Origin of the sequence: Pyruvatibacter sp., from assembly GCF_040219635.1 — a bacterium.
Lineage (GTDB): Bacteria > Pseudomonadota > Alphaproteobacteria > CGMCC-115125 > CGMCC-115125 > Pyruvatibacter.
In genome coordinates this window covers 286,541-310,851 of sequence record NZ_JAVJSC010000003.1, presented here as the reverse complement: position 1 = coordinate 310,851, position 24,311 = coordinate 286,541, and the positions used below count along the sequence as shown (strand labels likewise).

Genomic DNA, 24,311 nt, shown 5'->3' with positions numbered 1-24,311 from the left:
CGTTACTCCGCAGGCTGATTAGCCGGGCGTTCGCGGAACAGACGACGGCGCACATCGCCGGGAGACCCGGTGTTGCGGGCCAGCAGGTTGTAGGCTACCGGCACAACGAACAATGTCAGCGCGACGGATGTAAGCACACCTGTCAGCACGACAATGCCGATGACAGCACGGGTTTCAGCGCCTGCCCCTGAGCCGACAATAAGCGGGAATGTGCCTGCGGCTGTTGTGATGCCGGTCATCAAAATCGGTCGGAAGCGGGTGAGGGATGCCTCACGCAGTGCGGTGCCAAACTCCATACCCTTGTCGCGCAGCTGGTTGGCAAACTCGACAATGAGAATGCCGTTTTTGGCGGCGAGTCCCACCAGCATCACCAGCCCGATCTGGCTGTAGATGTTGAGGGTGGAGCCGGTCAGCCACAGTCCCAGCAGTCCGCCGCCGATCACCACAGGCACCGTCAGCATGATGATGAGCGGGTGGATGAAACTTTCAAACTGGGCAGACAGCACCAAAAATACGATGGCGATGCCAAGCAGGAATACAAACAACAGCGCGCCACTGGCGGCGAAAAAGTCCCGTGACTCGCCCTTGTAATCCACCACGACGGTATCCGGCAGTTTGGCGTCCACAATGGCGTTGAGGTGGTTGATCGCCTCGCCCAGCGTCAGGCCGTCCGCAAGATCTGCTTCCAGTGTAATGGCCCGCACGCGGTTGTAGCGGTTGAGCGTTGTCGAGCCGGCGGACTCCGAGATGTTCACAAGGTTGGACAGGGGAATGAGTTGGCCTGAGCGCGCTGACCTTACATAGATGTTCTGCAGGTCAGTTGGTGTGCGCTGGGCGTCGCGTTCGCCTTCCAGAATAACATCATACTCCTCGCCCCCATCGATATAGGTGGTGACGCGGCGTGAGCCGAGCATGGTCTCCAATGTGCGGCCGATGGTCGAGACCGTCACACCCAGTTCGGCGGCTCGGTCGTAATCCACATCCACCTCAACCTGGGGCTGGGTTTCCTTGTAGTCCCAGTCGATGTCTTCAAGACCGGGATTGTTGGTTTCGAGTTCCGCCAGAATGATGTCGCGCCACTGCGCCAGCTCTTCATAGGTGCCGCCGCCGATCACGAATTGCACCGGCTTTTGCGTGCCGCCGCCAAAGCCGCGCCGCATTACCGGAAAGGCGCGCACACCGGGAAGGTCCGATAGGTTCTGCCTGATTTCATCCATGATGACGAAAGCGGAACGACGGTCCGACCAGTCGTTGAGAACGGAGATGACGATGCCGGTGTTGAAACTTGTGACGTTGCCAAAGCTGCGCGGACTGCGCACCAGCAGCGTGCCCATTTCACCGGACTCAAGGTAGGGCACAAGGCGTGCTTCAATCTCATCCATGTATTCATTCATATAGGTGTGAGTTGCGCCTTCAGGCCCGTTGACGATGATGAAAAATGCGCCGCGGTCTTCCTCCGGCGAATATTCGCTGGGCAGCAGTGAAAACAGCCCGACTGTGCCGGCCAGCAAAACCAGAAATGCGCCGCCAACAATTGCCGGACGGGCCAGTGACCATTCCAGCATCCGGCCATAGCTGGCACGCGCTGACCGCAGGGCGCTCTCGACGCGTACACCTATGCCGGTGTCGGACATGCCGGGCTTGAGGATTTTGGATGCAATCATCGGCGAGATGGTGAGTGCAACCAGGCTCGATATCGCCACTGCGGCGGCCATGGTTAGCGCGAACTCTGCAAAGATGCGGCCGATGTCTCCTTCGGTGAAGGCGATGGGCACAAATACAGAGATCAGCACCATGGTGGTGGCCACTACCGCGAAGCCCACCTGACGGGTGCCTTCAAAGGCTGCCACCAGCGGTGTTTCGCGCAGCTCGTCCATGCGGCGCTGGATGTTTTCAAGCACCACGATGCTGTCGTCCACCACCAGGCCGATGGCGAGCACAAGCGCGAGCAGTGTCAGCAGGTTGATGGAGAAACCGAGCATCAGGATGAGTGTGAAACTGGCAATCAACGAGATTGGCACGGTGACGGCCGGCACCAGCATGGCACGCAGATTGCCGAGAAACGCAAGGATGACCAGAATGACCAGCACCATGGCTATTCCGAGCGTCTTGTACACTTCGTTGATCGCCTGCTCGACATAGATGGACGTGTCGAAGCTGGTGGTGATTTCCATTCCATCAGGAAGTGTCGGGTTGAGGCGTGCGGCCTCAGCCTGGGCGGCGCGAGCCACTTCAATGGTATTGGCGGTTGACTGCTTGACGATCCCAAGGCCAACGCGCGGCAGGGTATTGCCTCTGAAAAATGTGCGCTCTTCGGCTGCCGCACGCTCGACGCGGGCAATATCACCAAGGCGAACGAGGTAGCCGTCGTCGCCGCGGGCCAGCACAAGCTGTGCAAAATCGTCCGCGTTATTGAATGAACGTGCGATGCGCACTGTGAACTGGCGCTCGAGACTCTCTACGGCACCTGCGGGAAGTTCGACGTTTTCAGCCCGCAACGCCTGCTCGACGTCGGTTGCGGTCAGGCCGCGCGCGGCCATCTCCAGCCGGTCCAGCCAGATGCGCATTGAATAGCTCTTGGCACCAGACAGCCGCACGCGCGCCACGCCGGGCAGCACGGAGAAACGATCCAGCACGTAGCGCTCGGCAAAATCGGTTAGTTGGAGCACGGACATTTCCGGGCTCGACAGCGACATCCATACGATTACGTCCTGGTTGCTGTCTTCCTTCTGGACTTCCGGCGGGTTCGCTTCTTCGGGCAGGTTGTCGAGGATACGCGATACGCGGTCGCGCACGTCGTTTGCGGCAGCATCCACGTTGCGGCCGGTCTTGAACTGGATGGTGATGTTGCTTTCACCGTCCTCGCTGCTGCTTTCAATGAAATCGATGCCTTCAATGCCTGAAATACGATCTTCGATGATCTCAGTGATGCGGGTTTCAACAATGGAAGCTGCCGCGCCGGGGTATCCGGTTTCGATGCTGACGACGGGAGGGTCAATGTCAGGGTATTGGCGCAGGGGAAGCTGGGTAAACGACACGATGCCGAACACCACAAGAAGAATGCCCAATACCATGGCAAACACAGGGCGGGTAACGGACAGGTCTGACAGGAACATGATGTGTGCCTTAGCTCTCCATGCGGGTTCTAACCGCCTGCAGGTGTGTTTGTTGCCGCATCCGGCCCCAGCATCTGCTGCAGGCTTTCGCCCTGGATGCTTGTTGCGCGGATGATGATTTCCTGACCCGGCTGCAGCCGCAGCGCGCCATGGGTGACAACGGTCTCGCCCGCAGCCAGACCTGAGACAACCTCAACTTCGCCGGGACGGCGCGCGCCTATAGTGATGCGGCGGCGCTCTGCGATAGTCGCACCATCCTGCTCGATTGCCACAAATGCATAGACTTCGCGGGCAATCGGCACCAGCGCATCTTCGGGAATGGTGACGGCTTCGCGCGGGTTGCGCAGTAACTCGACGGACATCAGCAGGCCAGGTCGCAGCACTTTATCAGGGTTGGGTAACAGCGCACGAATGATGATGGAGCGCGTCACCGGGTCAATCTCGTTGTCGAGGCTGGAGATTTCACCGTCAAACACGCGATTGTTCAGGGCGCGGGCCTTGGCGCGAATGGCGATGCCCGGTTCAAGGCTTGCGAGGAATGCTGACGGCACGGAGAAATCAAGCTTCATCACGCTGTCGTCGTGAATGCGGGTAATAACATCGCCGGGCGTTACCAAAGCGCCCACCGAAATACGGCGCAGCCCGACCACGCCATCAAAGGGTGCGGTGATAACGCGGTCTGAGAGGCGCGACTGTAATGCACGCCTGCGGGCGACGGCTGTTTCATAAGAGCGGCGACGTTCATCCAGCACCGAGCGCGAAATCGTGCCCTGACCCACAAGGCTCTGTGCGCGGTTGAGCTGGCGGCGGGCTTCCTCGGCGGCCGCGTTCTCTTCCTCCAGCAGCGCGCGTTCCTCACCGTCAGCCATAGTCAGCAGCGTGTCGCCTTCGGCCATGCGTGCGCCATCATCAAAATAGACGCCGGTCACGGTGTCGGTGACGGTGGCCGTGATCTCTACTGTTTCGTTGGCGCGCAGGGTGCCTATGGCCTCAATGCGATCGACGAAGGTAGAGTTGGTGGCGGTTTGCACAAATACCTGCGGTGGTCCGCCACGGCCCTGTGCATTTGCAGCACCTGCCAACCCGCTCGCCATCACGAGTGCGAGAAGGGTCGCGACTATGGCGCGGATGAATAACATTGCTGCAGGCTGCATCTGGCACATATCCATGTCCGGAAGGGTGGTTCACTGACTACCCTACACCTAAGTCACTGATACTAGAGCACCACTGTTGAACTGAGAAAATGACATTTTCTTGTGACGCTCCTAGTGTCAGCGCGCTGTTCTTGCGAGGAGATTTGGAATGGGCTCATCTGATCTTGATGTGTGCGCTTATTTTGAGCGTGCCGCTGAAGCGTTGTCGCTAAGCGATGATGTGCGGGAAATCCTGCGGCATCCAACCCGCAGTGTGGCGGCCAGCATCAAGGTGCGCATGAGCAGCGGTGCTATTCGCACATTTCCTGCCTGGCGTACGGTCTATTCCAATGCGCTGGGCCCGGCCAAGGGCGGCATCCGGTTTCATCCAAGCGTCAACGCCGATGAAGTGGCAACACTGTCGTTTCTGATGACCTTCAAGACGTCACTGGCCGGCTTGCCCTTTGGAGGGGGCAAGGGAGGTGTTGCGGTCAACCCGCGCGATCTGACCTCTCACGAGCTTGAGCGGCTGGCGCGCGGCTATGTGCGGGCGTTGCGCTATGACCTTGGCGAGGGCCGCGATATCCCGGCGCCCGACGTCAACACAAACGGTACGGTGCTGGCGTGGATGGCAGATGAGCTTGCAGCGCTTGAAGGGACGGCGCGCACTGCCGGCATTACCGGCAAGCCCGTATCGCTCGGCGGCATAGAAGGACGTGCGGAGGCGACCGGGCGTGGTGCCGCCAAAGTTGTGCATACGCTGCGCGACCATCTGGGTCTGGGCGACAAGGCAGCCCTCGCCATTCAGGGCTTTGGCAATGCCGGTGCACAATTTGCGCGCGATATGGTTGCGGAAGGCTACGTCATCACCGGGCTGTCGGATTCAAGCGGCAGTGTTGTGTCGCGTGACGGAATTGATCCGGTTGAGGCTGAAACCTACAAGCGCGAACATGGCGGCCTCAAAGGTTTTGCGGACCCGGCACCGGACGATGATCTGCGTCAGGCTGACTGCGACGTGCTGGTGCCTGCCGCGTTGGGCGGCTGGATTGACGGCGACAACGCAGCACGTGTTGCGGCAGGGGCGGTGGTCGAAATCTCCAACCAGGCCTGCACGGTGTCCGGCGGCGATGCGCTGGAGGACCGGGGCATTCATGTGGTTCCCGATATTCTGGCCAATGCGGGCGGGGTCAGCGTGTCGTATCTGGAGTGGGCGCAGAACCTTTCCGGGATGCAGATGAGCCGCGATGAGGTGTTTGCTGATCTTGATGCGCGGATGGTGCGGATTGCCAAGGCTGTGGCGCAAAGAGCTGACGAGGACAGCACGGGGTTGCGGGATGCGGCCTATAGGATCGCCGCGTTGCGACTTGCTGACGCTCTTGAGGCCATGGGCACGCAGCGGCTGTTCAACGAATGACGGTCTGGCTGCTTGAGTGATAGGCTGACACGGCACGCCGGATCAACCGGCGGGACATGATCGTGGAGAGGACTAAACATGACCATCGCGATTTACTGCATTGCCGCCATGGCGCTGCTGATTTTTGTTCTGGGTTTTTGGGTCTCGATCCAGCGCGGGCGCACCAATGTCATTACCGGCATCGAGGCTGATCCGACGAGCGGTCTCAACAAGGCTGTGCGGGCGCACGCCAATGCGGCTGAGTTCGTGCCCATTCTTGCAGTGCTGATGCTGTATCTGGGCACGCAGGACGTGGCCGCATGGGTTGGCTGGGCGATGATCATTGCAGCCGTCAGCCGGTATCTGGTGGTGATCGGGTTTCTCACCTGTGCGACACTTGAAAAACCGCATGTGCTCAAAGCTGTTGGCGCGCTTGGCACCTATCTGGCCGGCATCGCGCTGGTGGTTGCGGCTGTCATGACGGTTGCGTGAGTGCTGTCGTAGCTGAAACTGACCCCAGTCTCGTAAAGCTCCTGCCGCTGTTGGCTGACAGGCTGATGGCGGCGGAGCCTGCTGAAAACGGGCTGGTTGTTGCGGGCATATGCGGGGCGCAAGGCTCCGGAAAGACAACGCTCGCCCATGCGCTTGAGAGAGAACTTGCAGCGCGGGGCAAGCGGGCGGTGACACTTTCGCTTGATGATTTTTATCTGCCGCGCGCTGACCGCATGAGGCTGGCCAAAACCATACATCCGTTGTGTGCCACGCGCGGTGTGCCGGGCACGCATGACATTCTGCTTTATGCTGCAACGCTTGGGGCGCTGGCAGTTGCGACGCCGCAGACACAAACACCCGTCCCGGTCTTTTCCAAGCTGGATGATGATCGTTTGCCGCGCGCGCAGTGGGCGATCTACACGGGGCGTCCGGACATTGTGTTGTTTGAGGGTTGGTGTGTTGGCGCGCGCCCGCAAAACGTTGACGCATGGCGGGGGCCGATCAATGCGCTGGAGGCAGAACTTGATGGCGAGGGTCACTGGTGGCGGTGGTGGAATGCCACCCTTGCCACCGAGTACTGGCCGGTGTGGAAATCACTTGATCCGCTGATCCTGATCCGGGTGCCGGGCATTGAAAGTGTGGTGCAGTCCCGGCTCAGGCAGGAGCGCGGGCTTGCGGCGGGCGCGCCTGACAAGCCGATAATGGACGAAGCCGCCGTGCGCCGGTTTGTGGCGCATTATGAGCGTTTTACGCTTGCGATATGGGACGAAATGCCGGCGCGGGCTGACATCATGATTGATCGCGATGACAGCTTTGTCTTTTCAATGGCAAACCGCGTGCGCTAGAACCCGCGCAGCATTGTTTTCGAATGAAAGCGCGAGAAACCCCATGGAAAAAGATCCTGTTGTCATTGTTGGTGCCATGCGCACGCCCATGGGCGGTTTTCAGGGTGAGTTGTCCGCCGTTGAAGCCACAGCGCTTGGTAGCCACGCCATTGCCGCAGCGCTTGGACATGCGGGCCTTGCCGCTGACCAGGTGGACGAGGTGATTATGGGCATCGTGTTGCCCGCTGGTACCGGGCAGGCTCCGGCGCGCCAGGCCTCACGCAATGCGGGCATTCCCGATGAAGCGGGCGCGACGGCCATCAATAAAGTGTGCGGCTCCGGCATGAAGGCTGCGATGCTTGGACATGACGGCATTCTGGTGGGGTCATCCAACATTGTTGTGGCGGGCGGCATGGAGAGCATGACCAATGCACCCTACCTGCTTCCCAACGCGCGCGGCGGGATGCGCATCGGCCATGGCGAAATTAAAGACCATATGTTTCTAGACGGTCTGGAGGACGCCTATGACAAGGGCCGTGCCATGGGCACGTTTGCTGAAGACACGGCTGAAAAATATCAGTTCACCCGCGAGGCGCAGGATGCCTATGCGATTGAAAGTCTCAGGCGTGCCAAGACAGCGAATGAAGACGGCAGCTTTGATGGCGAGATAGCACCGCTCAGCATCAAGACCCGAAAGGGCGAAGTGACGATCAGCCACGATGAGCAGCCGTTTACTGCATCGCCTGAAAAGATCCCGAACCTCAAGCCTGCTTTCCGCAAGGACGGTACTGTGACGGCCGCCAACTCAAGTTCTATTTCGGATGGTGCGGCAGCGTTTGTGATGATGCGTCTGTCGGAAGCTGAAAAGCGCGGGCTGACGCCGATCGCCGCCATTCGTGGCCACGCCACCAACAGCCATGCGCCGGAATGGTTCACGACGGCGCCGGTCAAGGCGATTGAGAAGGTGTTGAACAAGGCGGGCTGGCAGACGGGCGATGTTGATCTGTTCGAGGTCAACGAAGCCTTTGCGGTTGTGGCCATGGCAGCCATGCATGACCTGGGGTTGCCGCATGACAAGGTGAATGTGCATGGCGGCGCGTGTGCGCTGGGTCATCCGCTGGGTGCGTCAGGTGCGCGTATTATGGTGACTCTGATGAATGCATTGCGTAAGCGCGGCGAAACCAAGGGCGTTGCGTCCTTGTGCATTGGTGGCGGTGAAGCAACCGCCATTGCGCTTGAGATGCTGAACTAGAAACACTGCCATCAGGCGGGGAAGCGATATGTGGAAGTATCTGGTTGGCGGCGCGGTCGGTGTGTTGGTGGTGGTGCTCGGCATCCTCTACGTAAGCGCTGACCGCGAGAGTATGTTGGCGGCTGAGTTTCGCGATGGCTCCGGCTACCTCACCGTACCGCTTGAAGGTGGCGTGACGGCGTACAAGGACATGGGCCCGAAGGATGCCGTGCCGCTGGTCATCGTGCACGGGGCCACGCTTGGGTCCATTGCCTATGAGGCCTACTACGCGCCGCTGTTGGCGCAGGGCTATCGTGTCATTTCCTATGACCAGTTCGGGCGCGGGTTTTCTGATCGTCCGGAGGCGCCCTTTACCATCGACATGATGCGTACCCAGCTTCTGGGCCTGCTGGATCATCTGGAAATTGAACGGGCCGCGCTTTACGGGGTGTCATTCGGCGGGGCTGTCATTGCGCGGTTTGCGGCGGCCCACCCTGAGCGTGTGCGGGCGCTTGGCTTTCAGGTACCGCTCATTTCAGTTGAGAGCACCGGGCTGGGTGCCATGTTGGGTGTACCCGTAGCCAACCGCTTTTTCAGCCGCGTTATTGTTGTGCCTGCCATCATTGAGCGCGGCGAGAGTTTTGGGACGGACACGGATGAACAGCGCCGTGTGGTCACTCACTTCAAGCAGCAGTTTGAAGTTGAGGGCACCGAGCGGATGATGCGGCAGATGTTTGTGGGTGATGCCATGTCCAGCCGCCTCGAAGACCATGCAGCCATTGCGGCTGCTGATATTCCCACACAGTTTGTGTATGCAACCGATGACCCGGAAATACTTGCTGAAACTGTCGAGGAAGCCATTGCGCTTTATGATACGCCGGATGTGCATACCTACACAGGCGGGCATTTTTTCTCTGCCACCCGTCAGGATGAACTGGCGGCAAAGCTGGCTGCATTCTTCAAGGCGAACGGCGCTTAGTCCGGCTGTCAGGCACGCTCAATACGGTACACGAATGCTGGCGGTGCATTGCGCAGGGCCATGCCTTCATAGCGTGCGGTGAGGCCAAACTCGTTTAGTACAGTCTGGCTGATGGGGCATTTTGGCTTGTACGTGAACTGACGATAAAAGCCGCCGTCGCCAAGCCTGTTGAATGACCCGCGCATGATGGCGCGGTGGTTGTCCGGTGACATGTTGACCAGTGGCAAGCCGCTGATGACTGCATCAAGATTGCTGGCGTCGGCGGGCAGGGTATCAATTTCGAAAGCTGAGTGGTCCACCACGTGTGCATTGGGAAACCGGGCCGTCAGGGAACGGATGAAATCCGGGTTCATCTCGATGACGGTCAGGTTTGGCTGAGGTACGCCTGCCGCCACAATGGCCTGCGTTAGTGTGCCGGTGCCGCCGCCCAGTTCCAGCACCCTTGATGCGGCACCAAGGCCCGCCGCCATTCTGCCTGCCAGCACTTTGCCTGATGGGGCAATGGCGCCAACGCTTTTGGGGTTGCGCAGAAACTGCCAGATGAAGCTCGCAGTGCCTGATCCTTTTGGCTGGTTGGTAATGTCTGTCATCAAATCCGTGGCGTGCTGGGTAATTGGCGTGCATATTGGCAGAAAATAATGCGGTGAGCGCGGGTTTTCGTGTCATTGCCGCTGTTACTGGGCCGCTGTTACAGGGCGGCTGTTACAGGGAGAACACGATGACCGATACTAGCCAGAAATCAGCAACCGTTGCCACGCGCAAGGCCAACAAGGCCATAGCGGATAGTCTTAACTTTGCAGATCAGGCCAGTTTTGGGAACGCCCGGCGCGGGTTCATTGCCTCGATTGACCCGATCACCATTACCCGCGAGCGCGACGGCAAGGTGACATATGATCTTGAGGCGGTGAAGTTTCTGCAAGGTGAGGCTGCTGACAGCGCCAATCCCAGCCTGTGGCGGCAGGCGCAGCTCAACGGGCTGAACCACGGGCTGTATGAGGTGGTGCCGGGCATCTATCAGGTGCGTTCGTTTGATATCGCCAACATGACGCTCATCAAAGGCGACACGGGGTGGGTTGTCATTGACCCGCTTACGTCATCGGAATCATCTGCGGCAGCCCTGGCGCTTGCCAACAGGGAGTTGGGCGAGCGCCCGGTGACGGCGATCATCATCACCCACAGCCATGCAGACCATTTTGCCGGCACGTTAGGCGTTGTTGATCCGGCGGATGTTGCATCAGGCAAAGTGCCGCTGGTGACACCGGAAGGATTCACCCATGAAGCGCTGTCGGAAAATGTGCTCGCCGGACCTGTGATGCAGCGGCGTGCCACCTACATGTATGGCAACCTGCTGAAGCCCGACGCGAAGGGCTTTTTGACCACCGGGCTTGGGGCAGCGCTCTCCATGGGCACCACAGGGTTTGTGGCACCCAACGACATTATTTCCAAGACCGGCGAAACGCGCGTTCTGGACGGGATCGAGATTGAGTTCCAGATGACCCCGGGCACCGAAGCGCCCGCTGAAATGGTGTTTTACTTCCCGCAGTTCAAAGCGCTGTGCATGTCGGAGATTACGTCGCACCACATGCACAATCTTTATACGCCACGCGGGGCGCAGGTGCGCGACGCGCTGGCGTGGTCAGCGCAGATCAACGAGAGCATTGATCTGTTTGGCGACCGGCTGGAGGTGGAGTTCGCCTCCCACCATTGGCCGATCTGGGGCCGCGATGCGGCGGTGGACTACCTGAAAAAGCAGCGTGACCTGTACAAGTACATCCACGATCAGTCGCTGCGGCTGGCCAACCACGGCTACAACAAGGAAGAGATTGCAGAGCAGATTGCGCTGCCGCCATCGCTGGCCAAGGAGTTTTACAATCGCGGTTACTACGGCACGCTGAACCACAACGCGAAGGCTGTGTACGTCAAATATCTGGGCCACTTTGATGGCAACCCGGCCACGCTGCATCCTCACCCGGCAGCGGCCGCGGGCGCGCGCTACGTGAAGTTCATGGGCGGTGCAGACAATGTGATTGCGCAGGCGCGAACGTCTTTTGATGAGGGCGACTATCGCTGGGTTGCTGAAGTGCTGAACCACATTGTGATGTCGGATCCGGACAATGGGGATGCCAGGTTGTTGCTGGCGGATGCGCTGGAGCAGATGGGCTATCAGGCTGAATCAGGCCCATGGCGCAACTTCTATCTGTCCGGTGCCATGGAGCTGCGTCACGGGGTGCCGGACAGTCGCCCGCTTGAAGTAAGCGAAGGCATGGCAGCGGGTATGCCGCTGGATAATCTGTTTCAGGCCATGGCCGTGCGGCTCAACGGTCCCAAGGCTGACGGCAAGGCCTATGCCTTCAATTTTGAGTTCACCGATACGGGTGAGGCCTATGAGTTAACGCTTGAAAACTGCGTGCTGAACTATTTTCCAAATCGCAGCAACCCCAAACCCACAGCAACGCTCAAGCTCTCGACGCTCAACTTCAAACTGCTGATGCTGCAGATCAAGGATGCCGCCACGCTGATGGGCGAAGGGGCGCTTGCCATTGATGGCGAAGCGCTGGCGTTTGCAGAGCTTGCAGGTCTGTTCGACAGGTTCAGTCCAAAATGGCCGATTGTGACGCCCCGCCCCGCGTGGAGCTAGCCGACGGGGAGCCGGCAATGGGCGCTAAAGCTCAACCGCCCGCTTAAAGGCATCGCGGCTTGTCACGCGCTCGTACCAGGGCTTGATGTTGTCGGTCATGGCTTCGGTGATGCCCAGCGTGGTGGACAGATACACCGCATAGCTGACGGCGATGTCGGCGATGGTGAAACGGTCTGCGACCAGATAGGTGCGACCGTCCGCCAGGGCTGTGTCCAGCATCCGCAGGCGACCGAGGAAAAACCCTTTGTAGTCTTCCACCGCCTGCGGCAGGCGGCGTTCTTCGGGCTCCACAATCGTGTAGCGGATCATCACGGTCTGCGGAAAGGTGATGGTGGCGTCTGAGTGATAGAGCCAGTTGAGGAACTCGGCGTAGTCGGGTTCATCCGGTGTGACGTTGAGGGGTGACGGGCCTTTTGTAGTCACCAGGTAGTGGCAGATGGCACTGCTTTCCGTCATGCGGATGGCGTTCTTGTCGGCAACGGGGTCCGCTGCGTCACTCTCGATCAGATAAGGGATGGTGCCGAGCGGGTTTACCTCCTTGAACTGTTTGTGGAACACGCGCGGGGGAAACGGCATCACTTCCAGGTCATAATCGAGGCCCATTTCTTCGAGGCACCACACGGCGCGCATCGAGCGGGCCCCTTTGCAGTGATACAGGCGGATGGTCATGGGCGTGTCTCCTGAACAAACGTTTTGATATTTCTTGTCTAAGGCTTTTGCATATCCGGGGCCTTGTTCGCAAACTGCGTTTTAAAACCACATAAAGGGGAGTGAATGCGGATGGCGGGGTCAGGGGTGAGGCTGGATGATGTGCCGGGGTTCTTTTCGGCCAGCTACGAAGAGGCGCGGGCGACGTTTCTGGAGGCCTGCGCCACCAAAGAGTTTTCCGTCGAGAGCCACCGCAATACGACGGTAATGGGTGTGAACGGTGAGGGGCTTTATACCGATGTGGTGCGCATCGGGCCGGATGACACGGAGCGCCTTGTGGTCATCATGTCCGGCACCCACGGCATTGAAGGGTATTGCGGGTCGGGCTGCCAGAGCGCGCTCATTCATGATGGCGCGTTTGATGATCTGCCGCGCGGCACCGGCGTGGTACTGGCCCATGCGCTCAATCCATTTGGCTTCTCCTATCAGCGGCGGGTCAACGAAAGTAACATCGACCTCAACCGCAATTTTGTGGACCACGCGGCTAATGCCTATCCCGACAGTTCAGCTTATTCCGCCATCCACGACCTGATCGCGCCGGCAGACTATGGCGAGCGCCCGCAGGAGTGGGATGCGGCGGTGCTGGCGTGGATCGGCGAGCACGGCATGGACAGTTTTCGTCAGGCGGTGAGCGGTGGCCAGTATGTGCATCCCGATGGCCTGTTTTACGGGGGCACACTGCCAAGCTGGTCCAACAGCATGTTCCGCAAGCTGGCGCAGACCTACATGCAGGCCCCTGCGCAGGTGCGGCTGATTGATATTCACACCGGCCTTGGTCCCTATGGCCACGGCGAGAAGCTGGGGCTTGGCGATGGATCGGCAGTCCGCCGGGCGCAGGCCATCTGGGGCGATGACGTAACGGATCTGGGCAGTGGCACATCGGTGTCGGCCGCTGTCAGCGGCGATACGGGAAGCGCGTTTTTTACCGAGGTGCCCGGCAGTGTCGAGGCGGCAGGCATCGGTCTTGAGTTTGGCACCCAGGACCCGGTGAGCGTGCTGACAGCGCTGCGGTTTGACAACTGGCTTCACTTGCATACCGACCCGACCGGCGACAGGGCTGTGCCGATCAAGCAGCTTATGCGGGATGCGTTTTACCCTGACGATGCGGCCTGGAAAAAGACAGTGTTCGAGCAGACAAGGCAGGCGGTACAGCAGGCGCTGTCCTAAGCGACAATTTGCACGGCGTTCTGTATCAATCTGCGAGGCGTGCCTTCGCGGCTGCCTTTGTGGCATCCAGATCGGCCTGGCCCATGCCAAGCTGGTTGGCAATCGCTAAAATCGCATGATTTTCAAAGCGATGAAGCTCGCCATCAGCCAATGCAATTTCCCAGAGGATTTCTATCAGGCCAGCTTTTTGATCTTTGGACCAGCTGGTGTGTATCTGTTTGAAAAGTTGGTTGTCATCATAGGTTGTCGGTGGCTTTGAGGCTTCAAGGGACATCAGGTCTGCCACTTCTGCTTCGCTGGCCCCAAACCGCCGGGTGAGGATGCCTCTGATGGCCGCGCGCTCGGCTGCGTCGAAGTCGTCATCCATGCGGACAACCTCCATGAGCAGGCCGATCGCAACCGTGTTTTCGTCCGGCAGTGTCGTCGTCGGGTTTGTGAGCAGTTTTCTCAAAGCATCAATCATGGTGTTCCCCTGCCGGAATTGGCCGTTTTCGCGCCGTACATATAAGGGGTCATCAAGCTGATACGCGAGGTTCATGGCACTGTCTTGCCGTGAATATTTGATGACAGGCATTGAAGCCGCGTCGTGGGGGCGGCGCGTGTCGTGCTGTGATCTGTGCCAATACGGCACATGGTTAAGCTTTTCGTAACTTTTGGGATGGGAATCCGCGCAAAAGTCTATAGATTTCAACGCTTGGGAACGCCAGCAATCGGTTGACCACTTTGGGGGTGGCAGGTCCGGGACTTGCAGTTAATGCAATTCATCACGGGGTTCTTGGGTCTGGGGGCGCATTTCGTGCGGCATTTTGCCATTTTGGCACTGGCGGTGGTTTGGGCCGGCTTCGCAGGGGGCTGCTCGCTGCTACCTGCTATGGGTGCCGGTCCTGCGGATGCCACGGCTACAACGCCTGTCACCGCCGACGCTGCGGCTCCCCGCCTGACGCTTGAGCGCATCGACATTGAACGGGTCAGCGACCTGCCGCAGCAAACCGGCGTCTCAGATACTGAACTGCTGGTTGCTGCCGATGGTCTGACCGGAAGCACTGTCACCCTTGAAGATTTGCGGGCAATCGCCACGCGTATGGAAAGCATTTTCCGCGACGCGGGCTATCCGTATGTGCGTGTGGTGTTACCGCCCCAGAAAGTGGAGGACGGTGCGATCACGCTTCAGGTGATCGAAGGGCAGATTGAAGGCATTGTTGTGCTGGGTGACAGCGCTGTGGCCAAGCGTCAGGCGGAAGCGCAGCTTGCCAAACTTGAGGGCCTTGGTCCGGTGCCGGTGTCGCAGGTCGAGCAGGCGGTGGTCGCGTTGTCGGATGTGCCGGGGTTGAATGCCCGTGTGTCGCTTGCGCGCGGTACGCAGGGACCAGGCACGATGCGCCTCATTGCAGAGGCTGAACGTGAAGAGCCGCGTTTTCTCATCAATATGCATAACTGGGGGTCTCCCAGTCTGGGGCGGGAGGGGGCGACCGCGCTGGTTCGCATACCCGGCATTGCGCTGTTCGGGGATGAACTTCAGGCTTCGTTCTTTACCACGCGCGAATGGGGCGAACAGTTTGTCGGGCAGCTTGCCTATGAGCGGGCGCTAACGGGCTCCGGTCTCAAGGTGCGTATCGAAGGCACCTATGGGGAAGCTGAACCCAGCGGCAATGTGGCGACGCTTGGGGCTACGTCACGCAGCATTACAGGCAAAATCGAGGTCAGCCATCCGCTTTACCGGGACCGTACTTCGCTGGTGGAAATGTATGGCGGCCTCGACTACTCAGACCTCAAGGGCGAGCTGTTTCAGCAAACGGTGCTGCTGAGTGACGACCGGGTGCGGGTTGTGTATCTGGGCGCTGAAACCGAGTCCAAGTGGGACGGCTGGTCGTTCGACACATGGGTCGAAGCACGCAAGGGCGTTGGCATTCTGAGGGCCAGCAAGAAGGGTGATGCCAATCTTGCGCGGCCTGAAGCACGGCCTAACGCATGGTCGCTGCTGGCGGAAACGAACATCACGTCGCCAACCTATGAAACCTTTCGGCTTGATCTGCGCGGCACCGGGCAACATGCCCGCGACCCCTTGATGGCGGTGGAGGAGTTTTCGTTCGGCAACTATACGATTGTGCGTGGTTATGACCCTGGTGCCGCCTCGGGTGACTCGGCGATTGCCGGTGCGTTTGAGCTCAGCGGGCTTGGCTACCGTCCGTTCAACGATGGCACCCATGTAGAGTTTTTCGGCTTCTTTGATGTCGGCCAGTACTGGAACCGGGATGCCTTTGCGGTTGAACGGCGCACGCTGGCCTCATGGGGCGTAGGCACCCGCGTGGATATTGCCGAGTATGCGCGAGCCGAGTTCACCTATGCGCAACCACTCAGGGAGCCGCGTGGCCTGGGCGAGGGTGTGGAAGGCCCCCGTGTGCTGTTTTCGCTGACTGCAAACATCGGGCACCTGGCCAAAGACGCATATGGAGCGGCTGCTGGAGTGGCGGCTGGTTTTGTGCCCAACGGTCTGTTTTCCGGGGGCGACACACAATGATGTACCGTCCCTCCCGGAACCGCAGCCGGACAGTCAGCAATCTGATGATCGGCCTGTTGGGCAGTGTCTCGTTGATGGCGCTTCTTGCGTCTCCCGCACGCGCAACGCCAGCCAACGGAGTATTTGTGGCAGGCGGAGCCGGCGGCAGCATCGTGCCGTCGGGCGGAGATGTTACGGTCAACACCGGAACGGATCCTCGCACTGTCATCACCTGGGACTCGTTCAACATCGACAACGGGGACACAGTCCTCTTCAACCAGCTCAACAATCAGTCGATTGCGGTGAACAAGGTGACGGGGCCCGTCGCGCAAAGCACCATCGACGGGATTTTGCAGTCAAACGGGCATGTGTGGATTCTCAATCCCGCAGGTGTTGCTTTCGGTGCCAATGCCAATGTGGATGTGGGTGCGTTGCTGGCCACGACGGCTGATATCGACACTGCAACATTCATGGCAACCGACCCGACAACGGGCACGTTCACATTTACGGATACCGGCGGCACAGGTGCCATCATGGTTGCCAACGGGGCCGATCTGGACACGACTGGCCTTCTTGCACTGGTGGCGCCGATGGTCAGCAATGCAGGTGATTTGACATCATCTCACGGCGACGTGCTGCTGGGTGGCGCTGAGGCATTCCGCATCAAGTTTGCCAGTACGTCGCGCAACGCTGGTGCTTTCAACGAACTGCTGGTCACTGATTTTATCATCGATGGTGGTTCCACCACGGCTGCTGCGGGTGGCGACGTGGTGCACCAAACGTCCACCGGTCGTGCCGTTGGCGGGCGGATAATCGCCGATGCGTCGCGTGTCGGCGGCGGGGCCTTCCTCAACATGGAAGGCCTGGTGGAAGCACAGAATGTTGGCACGTTGTCTGGTGACGTGATGCTGCTGGGCGGCTCGGACATAGCGGCCGGTGTTGTGGGTGCCACCGCCACAGATGCGGTCAAGACGGACAACATGACCATCGTTGCACCAGGAACAGCCACTGTTCAGGGCACGGCGGTAACCATCGGCAATGGCGCAGGCCCGCTGAGCACGGGCGGCAGTATGCTGAGCACACCGGGCACGGTGGCGATCACCGGCACAACCGGTGATGTCACGCTTGTGGCGGATATTCGCGCGACCACAGGATCACTGACCGTGAGTGCTGCCAACGGAAATGTGGACGCTGCGGAACTCACCTCAAGCGGTGATCTGTCTGTTACCGCGCGCGACATTGACCTTGCCAATGGCAATACCACTGGCGCTACAACAGTGGTGCGCAGCACGGCGGGATCAGTGTCACTGACGGCCACAGCGGGCGATATCTCCAAGGTCGGCGGCATTGTCGATATTGATGCAGGCACCAATGTTGTGTTGTCAGGTCCGGTCACCGGTGCGACCTCGGCCTGGGTCATCGACTTTGTGCCGGGGACGGTCACAACCGATGACGTCAACGTTCAGTTCTTCCGCATCGGCAGCACCGGCAACATTGCGACGGGCGACATAACAGCCAGTCAGTCTGCGGAGGCCGTATCTGCGGCGGGCACTGTGAGTGTTGGCAATATCTCAAGCAACAACAACATCACGTTGTCGGGAACAGATATTGATCTGACGGGCGCAGGTGGCTCGCTGCAATCAACCGGCGGTGTGGTATCGGTTACGGCCACCGGCGGTGCAGGCAACAATATTTCGGCTGCGGGAGGCATAGATATTGATGCCGACAGCGTTGTCCTGTCAGGCGCGACCACCGGCACGGCCATCGATATTGATGCGGATAACGGCACCGTTACCGCCAACGCCGTTACGGCCACCGGGACAAGTGTCTCCATTGATGCAACCGGCAATATCGACGTGGACGATGTAACAGCTACCGCGACGGGTATCGCGCGTGTTGTGTCGAGCGCTGGCGAGGTTGATGTTGGTGATGTGACCGGCAACCTTGGCGTTACGATTTCAGGCACGGATGTCGATCTGACCGGACCCAACGGCAGGGTCATCGCTGGCGGTGGCGTCACCGCGATCACTGCCACCGGGGGTGGGGCCAACAACATTTCGTCCGCCGGTGCCATTGATATTGATGGTGCTGTCGTGACGCTCTCAGGCGCAACGAGTGCAGTCGGAAATCTTGACATCACAAGCGCCGCCGGAACAACGGCAAGTGACATTTCGGGTGGCGGCGTGGTGGTGGTGCGGTCAATTGCAGGTCCGGTTGACGTGGACAATGTCACCGGCACAGGCACCGTTCAGGTTATTGCCAATGCCAATGCGGTGGACGTCGGCAATGTGACCGGCCCCGGGGGCATCACAATCTCAGGCACGGATGTTGACCTGACAGGTGCGGGCGGGTTGCTGCAATCAACCAACGGCTTGGTTTCGGTGACTGCATCCGGCGGTGGTGCCAACAACATCTCATCGGCGGGTGACATTGATATCGACGGTGACAGCGTCAGCCTGACGGGAGCGATGATCGGCACGACAGTTGATATCGACGCAGACAACGGCACGGTTATCGCGAATAGTGTGACGGCCTCTGCCGGCGCTGCTTCGATTGATGCAACCGGGAACATTGATGTGGATGACGTCTCCGGTGCGACGACGGCGCGTGTGGTTTCAGGCACCGGCGAAGTTGATCTGGGCGATATTTCCGGCACTACGGGTGTCACGGTCTCCGGCACGGACGTGGATCTGACAGGCACCAACGGGTCTGTTCAGTCATCTGATGGTGCTGTTTCTTTGACGGCGTCCGGTGCTGGCGTTGCTGACAACATCAGTGCGGGCGGCGCTATGGACGTTGATGGCAACAGCGTCGTGATTTCCGGCGCCGTCAATGCCACGAGCGTGGACATTGACGCGGATACGACAACCGTCACGGCGAACAACGTCACCGCCACGACCGGCACGGTCTCAATTGATGCTGTGGGCGATATCGATGTTGATGACGTTTCGGCTGTATTGACCGCGCGTGTTGTATCGGGCACAGGCGCCGTTGATGTGGGTGATATCTCCGGCGGAACCGGTGTCACTGTAGCAGGCACTGACGTTGATCTGACCGGTACCAACGGGTCGCTTCAGTCACTTGCCGGTGCGGTTTCGGTGACCGCATCCGGCGGTGGTGCCAACAACATCTCATCGGCAGGTGCCATCGATATTGACGGTGACAGTGTCAGCCTGACGGGGACGACGACTGGCACGACAGTAGATATCGACGCAGACAACGGCACCGTAACGACCAACAACGTGACGGCGACCACAGGTGCAGCATCCATTGATGCGACGGGTAACATTGACGTGGACGATGTATCTGCGGCCACTACTGCGCGGGTTGTCTCAAGCGCTGGCGCAGTTGACGTGGCGGGTGTTTCGGGCGGCACGGGAGTGACGGTTGGTGGCACCGACATTGACATGACCGGCAGCATCAACGCCGGCACGGGAACCGCGAGCCTTGCTGCGAGTGCCGGAGATATTTCAACGCCGGGCCTGTTTGATGTGGATGGGGGCGCGATCGTGCTGACGGGGCCGGTCAATGCGGGCACTGGCCTGGATCTTGACGCGACCGCAGGCGGCATCACCGCGACAGGTGGCGACATGATATCGGTTGCGGGCAATGCGGACCTGACGGCAACCGGCGCAGCGTCGGTTGAGGGCATCAAGGTGCCGGGCGACATCTCGATCAAGGCGGCGGCAATTAACTATTCCGGCACGCTGATGAGCCAGGGAAATGTGCTCCTCAATGCCATGAGCGGCGGGTTGTTCGGTAGTCCGACAAGCGCAGTCATGGCGCCAGCCGGGGGACTTTCCGCTACAGCGCTTGGCGGACCGCTTACGCTCAATAATGTCAGTATACTGAATAATCTGTCTGCCATTGGCGGGTCGGTCACCATGACAGGCACCTCTCCGATTGGTGGTACGGCAACGCTACAAGCACTTACGGGCAACGTGCATGTGGCCGGCAACGTCAATGCGGCAGGTGGCATTGTGCTCATTGAGGCGCCGGCTGGCACTGCTATCATCAACGAGATCGCGTCATCGGGCAGCATTACACTGACGGTGCTGGACCTTGACCTATCCGGCACGATTTCCGCGGGCGATCAATTCAATCTGTCACCGTCGGGAACGGGCAACACAATCATTCTGGGTGGGTCCGGCGGTACAGACGGAGTGACGCTGCGCCGCCCGCAAGGCTTTACGCTGGACGCATCTGAACTGACAAGAATCGCTGCATCCAGGCTTCAGTTTGACGCGGGCAACAATGATCTGGCGCTGCTGGACGCGACGTTTGACCCAACGTCGCTTCAGTCGCTGGTGCTCGGGGCAGATGCAAATGCGCGGATTATCGCAGCCGGAAACATCCGCGGCCTGCCCAACCTTCAGCTTGGCTTTGTCGATGGCTCTACACAGGCGCGTCCTGAGCTGGTGCTGGTTTCCGGATCACTCGGGGGTGCCGGTCTTGGCCAACGGCTGAAGTCGCTGCGGATTGAAAGTGCCGACAACATTGTGATCGGCACGCAGAAGTTTCTGGAAGCGTTTGAAGCAGCGCCCGGCGGGCTTGATCTGGCAACACTTGGCGAACCTGATCTGGCACGCTTTGGCGGAACGCAGGATCATGTGTTTATCGCAGTTGATCAGTTGCGGTTGTTCGCGCCGGGCGAAATTGCACAGTTGAATACCGGCACCGGGTCGAAAGGCGCGGGCATTGTTTTTGGTGAGGCGCCCATAGGTGAGGGTACGATAGAGAAAGCTGCGACCGGGCCTGAGCGGGTCAATCTTTTCGGAGTTGTCATCAATACAGCCGGCGAGCGCGTGACCGGCTTTGAAGCAGGTCTTGAGCCCAATATTCTGGGGCCTGGTCTTACGCAGCATGGCGAGCTGCGTCTCAACCTGTGTGTGATTGGCGACTCGTCAAGCTGTTCTATTGCCATTCTGCGCGAGGCTCAGGAGAGCGCACGGTCACGCAACAGCGCACTGAGCAGTCTCACCAACACGGTGTTTTTCAGCTTTGAAGACGACAGCGATAATGACGACGATGAGGATGATGACCTGGGCGGCGTTGCGGGCGCTGGTAATGAAGGCTTGTGGGGGATTGGTCAGTGATATTTCCCAACCGCTTTGTTGTGGCGTCCCTGTCGATGCGGCTGCTTATGCTGGTATGCGCGGCGGGTATTGTTGCGGGGTGTGAAACCATTGCCGACGGCGTTGGGTTCGGGGCAGGTGGTGCCAGTGCCAGCGGTTTGCCGGAGGCGCTTGATCTTGGGGTCAGTGCGGATGCTGAACAATGCCGGGCTACCCGACGTGTTGATGTGAGTCTTGAAGGGCTTGGTGCCCAGTATGATGTTTTCTGTGGCGCGTGGCGCAGGCCCGCTGGCGTCATTCAGGTGTTTCCCGAGGAAAGTGAGGCGCAACTTGCAGGCCTGATGTCCGGCTGCAGCGAGCCTACGGATGATACTGACATCGCGGGTGGATTGTCGTGTCCGGGCAGTTCGTCCGGAGACCTGTTTCGCGACGTTGCGGTGCGTGACGCGGGCAACGGGCTTGCGAGTGCGGGCCGTGGGTTGCCGGCGCTGTTGCCGGTGATGCGGCGCGGGGTTGCGGCAATTGTAGGCAAGGAAGCGCCGGTTGAGTTGTCGGCAAGTGAGATTGAAGGCCTGCCTGGTGTTGTGGCGTTGCAGGATCAGGAGGTTCTGCGGCGGCGCGGACACAAGCGCAATGCGTCGTTCAGGTTTGCGCTCGCGGCGGAAGACTTTGCGCGGGCGGCCTCCATTCAGGATGGCCTGTTTGGCGGGGACCCGGTACGCCGTGCCGACATTTCCCTTGATCTGGCCCTCAATCTTTCGAGCCAGGGCCGCTTTGCCGAAGCCGAGGCGCTGCTGGATGAAAACGACATTCTGCTCAGCAAACTGGGTACGCCGTGGTTGAGCGACAAGCTGGTGAACTATCGTGCGGTACACCTGCTCAACAAAGGCTCTCTGCGGGAGGCGCAGGCGCTTGCCGAGGGTGATTTTTCAACACAGACAAGCGGTGACGTGTCTGATTTTGAGTTTGCGACGGCGGGGGCGCTGAGCAGCATCAGTCCGCGGGCGGCTGAGTTTGTGAACCAGCGGCGCGGGCAGGATGTGCCGCCGCTCTATTCGGACAGCGAACTTGAACCGGGCATCCGTGCCACTGTGCTCAAGGCGCACCGAGCCTACATTCTGGCGGCGGTACTTGATTTGCGTGGGCGCGAGGGCGCAGCGCAGGCGCTGGATGAGGCCGCTGCGCGGGTGGCTGCGGCCCCGGCGGGTTCAGCGGCTTGGTTGCAGGCGCTGATTGGTGAAAAGCGCGCGCTGATTGCTCTGCGCGCCGGACGAGCGGGATCAGCGGAGGCGCAGCTTAGATCTATTCTGGCAGACTGGCGCACGCGCGAGCCGCGCTCGCTGTTGACGGCGCAGTTGTTGTCCAGCCTGGGTCGTGCGCAGGCGGCTCAGGGTGATACCGACTCGGCGCTTGCGTCATATCGGGAGGCGTTTGAGCTTTATTCCAACGTCGAAGGGTCGTTTGGTGTTTCACCAGACAGGGCGGGTGAGTATCTGGCGCTGCTCGCAGACCGCGCGCAGGGCGGGGTCAATACGGCGGCCACGCTTGAATATCTCAATGCCTTTGAAGATGTGGTTGAGCCGCGTGCTGCCGCCGCGATGGCGCAGGCTGCGGCCCGCCTTTCATCCGACACGGCGGCGGTTGAGATTCGCGTTCTGCAGGATGCGGAACGAGCATTGGCTGATGCCCAGAAGCTGTTGCAGGAAGAAGCAGGCAGCGCCGATCCGCAACGGCTGGCGGAGTTGCGCGAGCTTGCAGATGCAGCCGAAACAGCCCTGCTTGAGGCGGAGGATGCCGCCCGCCGGGCCCAGCCGCAATATATGCAGCTCGTCAACAAGGGGGCGTCTGCGCAGGACCTCGTGGATGCGGTGCGGCCCGGTGAAGCGTTTGTTGCGTTCTCGGCCACCAGTTCGGGCGGGTTTGGTTATGCGGTGTTTGACGGTGCTGTGCGACCGTTCCGGACTGATCTTACAAGTGATGAAGCCTCACGCCTGATAAAGCGATTGCGTTTGACATTACGCAGCCGACGCGGCGGCACGGTTCCTTATGCGGTGGCGCAGGCGCATGAGGTTTTTCTCGGCGTGTTCGGCCCGGTGCATGATGACATGAAGGCGGCGGGCGTTGAGACACTTGTGTTTTCACCGCGCGGCTCCATGGGGTCCATGCCGCCCGCGGCCCTGGTAACAGAGCTTCCGACAGATGGTGGGGCCATGCGCGACCGCGACTATGGCAGCATTGCCTGGCTGGCGCGGGATTATGCGTTTATTTCAGCGCCGAGCGCCGGCAGTTTTGTGGCGACGCGGCGCACCCAGCGCGAGCCGGCAACGGGCGGCATTACGGTGTTTGGTCCGCCGCCGCCGCCGCGCAACACTGATGACTGGATCAACAACTATGCCAAGCGGATGGTTGCGGCCGGGCGGCCTGAGCGATGCGGCAGCGTCTTTGCGGGGCAGCCAAACCTCCAGGCACCTTTGACACCGCTTGCGCCGGGCGTTGCGCGCGGTTTCAACCGACGTACCGTGTCAGGCAGCAATTTCACCGAGCAGTCGGTCCTGAATGATCCGTCGGTGCGCGACAGTCAGGTGCTGGTATTTGTCACGCATGGTTTTTTTGGCGATGGATTTTGCATTACCGAGCCTGCCCTGCTGACAAGCATGGGCGACGAAGGCGATGCGCTGTTGTCAGCAACTGAAATTCTCGACATGAAGATTTCAGCCGATCTGGTTTTTCTTGCGGCCTGCGATACGGCACGCACGGGCGAAGGAGCGGAGGGGCTTGCCGCGCTGTTTGATGGCGCTCAGCTGGACGGGTTGGTGCGCAGTTTCATTTATGCGGGCGCACGCGCCGTGCTGGCCACGCACTGGGTGGCGGATGACAAAGCAGCGGATGCCGTCACCACGCAGTTTTTTGCTGAAGCGCGCGGCAATGCCATGCATCTGGCGCTGCGCAATGCTCAGACATCTTTGATGGAACAAAGCGATACTGCGCACCCGTATTACTGGGCACCCTATGTCGTGATTGGTGATGCCACTCACGCATTGGCGGCGGGCAGTTAGCA

General features: G+C 59.9%; 15 protein-coding genes. 10 read left to right on the top strand and 5 right to left on the bottom strand.

The window, feature by feature from the left end; all coding sequences use genetic code 11:
• Positions 1–2: 2 nt before the first annotated feature.
• Together RIB87_RS04855 and RIB87_RS04850 are read right to left on the bottom strand one after the other, a co-directional pair.
• Positions 3–3,116 (bottom strand): efflux RND transporter permease subunit, encoded by a 3,114-nt coding sequence (locus RIB87_RS04855; RefSeq protein WP_350144095.1) that lies wholly within the window; start codon positions 3,114–3,116, stop codon positions 3–5.
• Between the two features lie 29 nt (positions 3,117–3,145).
• Positions 3,146–4,270, bottom strand: a complete 1,125-nt coding sequence (locus RIB87_RS04850) for an efflux RND transporter periplasmic adaptor subunit (protein ID WP_350144093.1) — start codon at positions 4,268–4,270, stop codon at positions 3,146–3,148.
• Positions 4,271–4,418: 148 nt separating this feature from the next.
• Between RIB87_RS04850 and RIB87_RS04845 the strand changes: the two genes are divergently transcribed.
• The 5 genes from RIB87_RS04845 to RIB87_RS04825 all read left to right on the top strand — a co-directional run bounded on the left by RIB87_RS04845 (position 4,419) and on the right by RIB87_RS04825 (position 9,168).
• Complete coding sequence (locus RIB87_RS04845) at positions 4,419–5,663, top strand: Glu/Leu/Phe/Val family dehydrogenase (protein ID WP_350144090.1); 1,245 nt, start codon at positions 4,419–4,421, stop codon at positions 5,661–5,663.
• 78 nt (positions 5,664–5,741) lie between these two features.
• Entirely contained in the window at positions 5,742–6,134 is a 393-nt protein-coding gene (locus RIB87_RS04840; RefSeq protein ID WP_350144088.1) for an MAPEG family protein, read from the top strand.
• A complete protein-coding gene (locus RIB87_RS04835; RefSeq protein ID WP_350144086.1) occupies positions 6,131–6,979 on the top strand; it encodes a hypothetical protein in 849 nt (282 codons plus the stop codon). The genes RIB87_RS04840 and RIB87_RS04835 overlap by 4 nt, the downstream gene beginning before the upstream one ends.
• Before the next feature lie 43 nt (positions 6,980–7,022).
• A complete protein-coding gene (locus RIB87_RS04830) occupies positions 7,023–8,210 on the top strand; it encodes an acetyl-CoA C-acyltransferase (protein ID WP_350144083.1) in 1,188 nt (395 codons plus the stop codon).
• A 28-nt stretch (positions 8,211–8,238) separates the two neighbouring features.
• The gene (locus RIB87_RS04825; RefSeq protein WP_350144080.1) at positions 8,239–9,168 is read left to right on the top strand and encodes an alpha/beta hydrolase; all 930 of its coding nucleotides are present in this window, start codon (positions 8,239–8,241) and stop codon (positions 9,166–9,168) included.
• 8 nt (positions 9,169–9,176) lie between these two features.
• Here RIB87_RS04825 and RIB87_RS04820 read toward each other — a convergent pair whose 3' ends face one another.
• Positions 9,177–9,758 (bottom strand): class I SAM-dependent methyltransferase, encoded by a 582-nt coding sequence (locus tag RIB87_RS04820; RefSeq protein ID WP_350144078.1) that lies wholly within the window; start codon positions 9,756–9,758, stop codon positions 9,177–9,179.
• Positions 9,759–9,886: 128 nt separating this feature from the next.
• On the opposite strand from RIB87_RS04820, the gene RIB87_RS04815 reads away from it, so the two are divergent.
• Complete coding sequence (locus RIB87_RS04815) at positions 9,887–11,806, top strand: alkyl/aryl-sulfatase (protein ID WP_350144075.1); 1,920 nt, start codon at positions 9,887–9,889, stop codon at positions 11,804–11,806.
• A 24-nt stretch (positions 11,807–11,830) separates the two neighbouring features.
• On the opposite strand, the gene RIB87_RS04810 is transcribed toward RIB87_RS04815, so the two are convergent.
• Positions 11,831–12,475, bottom strand: a complete 645-nt coding sequence (locus RIB87_RS04810) for a glutathione S-transferase family protein (protein WP_350144072.1) — start codon at positions 12,473–12,475, stop codon at positions 11,831–11,833.
• A gap of 111 nt (positions 12,476–12,586) precedes the next feature.
• On the opposite strand from RIB87_RS04810, the gene RIB87_RS04805 reads away from it, so the two are divergent.
• Complete coding sequence (locus tag RIB87_RS04805; RefSeq protein WP_350144069.1) at positions 12,587–13,681, top strand: M14 family metallopeptidase; 1,095 nt, start codon at positions 12,587–12,589, stop codon at positions 13,679–13,681.
• A 25-nt stretch (positions 13,682–13,706) separates the two neighbouring features.
• Here the strand turns inward: RIB87_RS04805 and RIB87_RS04800 are convergent, their stop codons facing one another.
• Positions 13,707–14,219 carry a tellurite resistance TerB family protein gene (locus RIB87_RS04800; protein WP_350144066.1) on the bottom strand — a complete coding sequence of 171 codons (513 nt, stop codon included), beginning with the start codon at positions 14,217–14,219 and terminating at the stop codon, positions 13,707–13,709.
• 216 nt (positions 14,220–14,435) lie between these two features.
• Between RIB87_RS04800 and RIB87_RS04795 the strand changes: the two genes are divergently transcribed.
• The 3 genes from RIB87_RS04795 to RIB87_RS04785 are packed head-to-tail and all read left to right on the top strand — an operon-like array spanning position 14,436 to position 24,309.
• Positions 14,436–16,199, top strand: a complete 1,764-nt coding sequence (locus tag RIB87_RS04795; protein WP_350144063.1) for a ShlB/FhaC/HecB family hemolysin secretion/activation protein — start codon at positions 14,436–14,438, stop codon at positions 16,197–16,199.
• Positions 16,196–21,274, top strand: coding sequence for a beta strand repeat-containing protein (locus RIB87_RS04790; RefSeq protein ID WP_350144061.1), 5,079 nt, complete (start codon positions 16,196–16,198; stop codon positions 21,272–21,274). Before RIB87_RS04795 ends, RIB87_RS04790 begins: the two co-directional genes overlap by 4 nt.
• A complete protein-coding gene (locus tag RIB87_RS04785) occupies positions 21,271–24,309 on the top strand; it encodes a CHAT domain-containing protein (RefSeq protein WP_350144059.1) in 3,039 nt (1,012 codons plus the stop codon). The genes RIB87_RS04790 and RIB87_RS04785 overlap by 4 nt, the downstream gene beginning before the upstream one ends.
• Positions 24,310–24,311: the final 2 nt, after the last annotated feature.

What these genes read in the sequence shown, in the direction of transcription:
- RIB87_RS04850 (WP_350144093.1), bottom strand. Translation starts at nt 4,270, where the DNA reads ATGCAGCCTGCAGCAATGTTATTCATCCGCGCCATAGTCGCGACCCTT.
- RIB87_RS04840 (WP_350144088.1), top strand. Translation starts at nt 5,742, where the DNA reads ATGACCATCGCGATTTACTGCATTGCCGCCATGGCGCTGCTGATTTTT.
- RIB87_RS04845 (WP_350144090.1), top strand. Translation starts at nt 4,419, where the DNA reads ATGGGCTCATCTGATCTTGATGTGTGCGCTTATTTTGAGCGTGCCGCT.
- RIB87_RS04830 (WP_350144083.1), top strand. Translation starts at nt 7,023, where the DNA reads ATGGAAAAAGATCCTGTTGTCATTGTTGGTGCCATGCGCACGCCCATG.
- RIB87_RS04800 (WP_350144066.1), bottom strand. Translation starts at nt 14,219, where the DNA reads ATGAACCTCGCGTATCAGCTTGATGACCCCTTATATGTACGGCGCGAA.
- RIB87_RS04815 (WP_350144075.1), top strand. Translation starts at nt 9,887, where the DNA reads ATGACCGATACTAGCCAGAAATCAGCAACCGTTGCCACGCGCAAGGCC.
- RIB87_RS04790 (WP_350144061.1), top strand. Translation starts at nt 16,196, where the DNA reads ATGATGTACCGTCCCTCCCGGAACCGCAGCCGGACAGTCAGCAATCTG.
- RIB87_RS04825 (WP_350144080.1), top strand. Translation starts at nt 8,239, where the DNA reads ATGTGGAAGTATCTGGTTGGCGGCGCGGTCGGTGTGTTGGTGGTGGTG.
- RIB87_RS04855 (WP_350144095.1), bottom strand. Translation starts at nt 3,116, where the DNA reads ATGTTCCTGTCAGACCTGTCCGTTACCCGCCCTGTGTTTGCCATGGTA.
- RIB87_RS04810 (WP_350144072.1), bottom strand. Translation starts at nt 12,475, where the DNA reads ATGACCATCCGCCTGTATCACTGCAAAGGGGCCCGCTCGATGCGCGCC.
- RIB87_RS04820 (WP_350144078.1), bottom strand. Translation starts at nt 9,758, where the DNA reads ATGACAGACATTACCAACCAGCCAAAAGGATCAGGCACTGCGAGCTTC.
- RIB87_RS04795 (WP_350144063.1), top strand. Translation starts at nt 14,436, where the DNA reads ATGCAATTCATCACGGGGTTCTTGGGTCTGGGGGCGCATTTCGTGCGG.
- RIB87_RS04805 (WP_350144069.1), top strand. Translation starts at nt 12,587, where the DNA reads ATGGCGGGGTCAGGGGTGAGGCTGGATGATGTGCCGGGGTTCTTTTCG.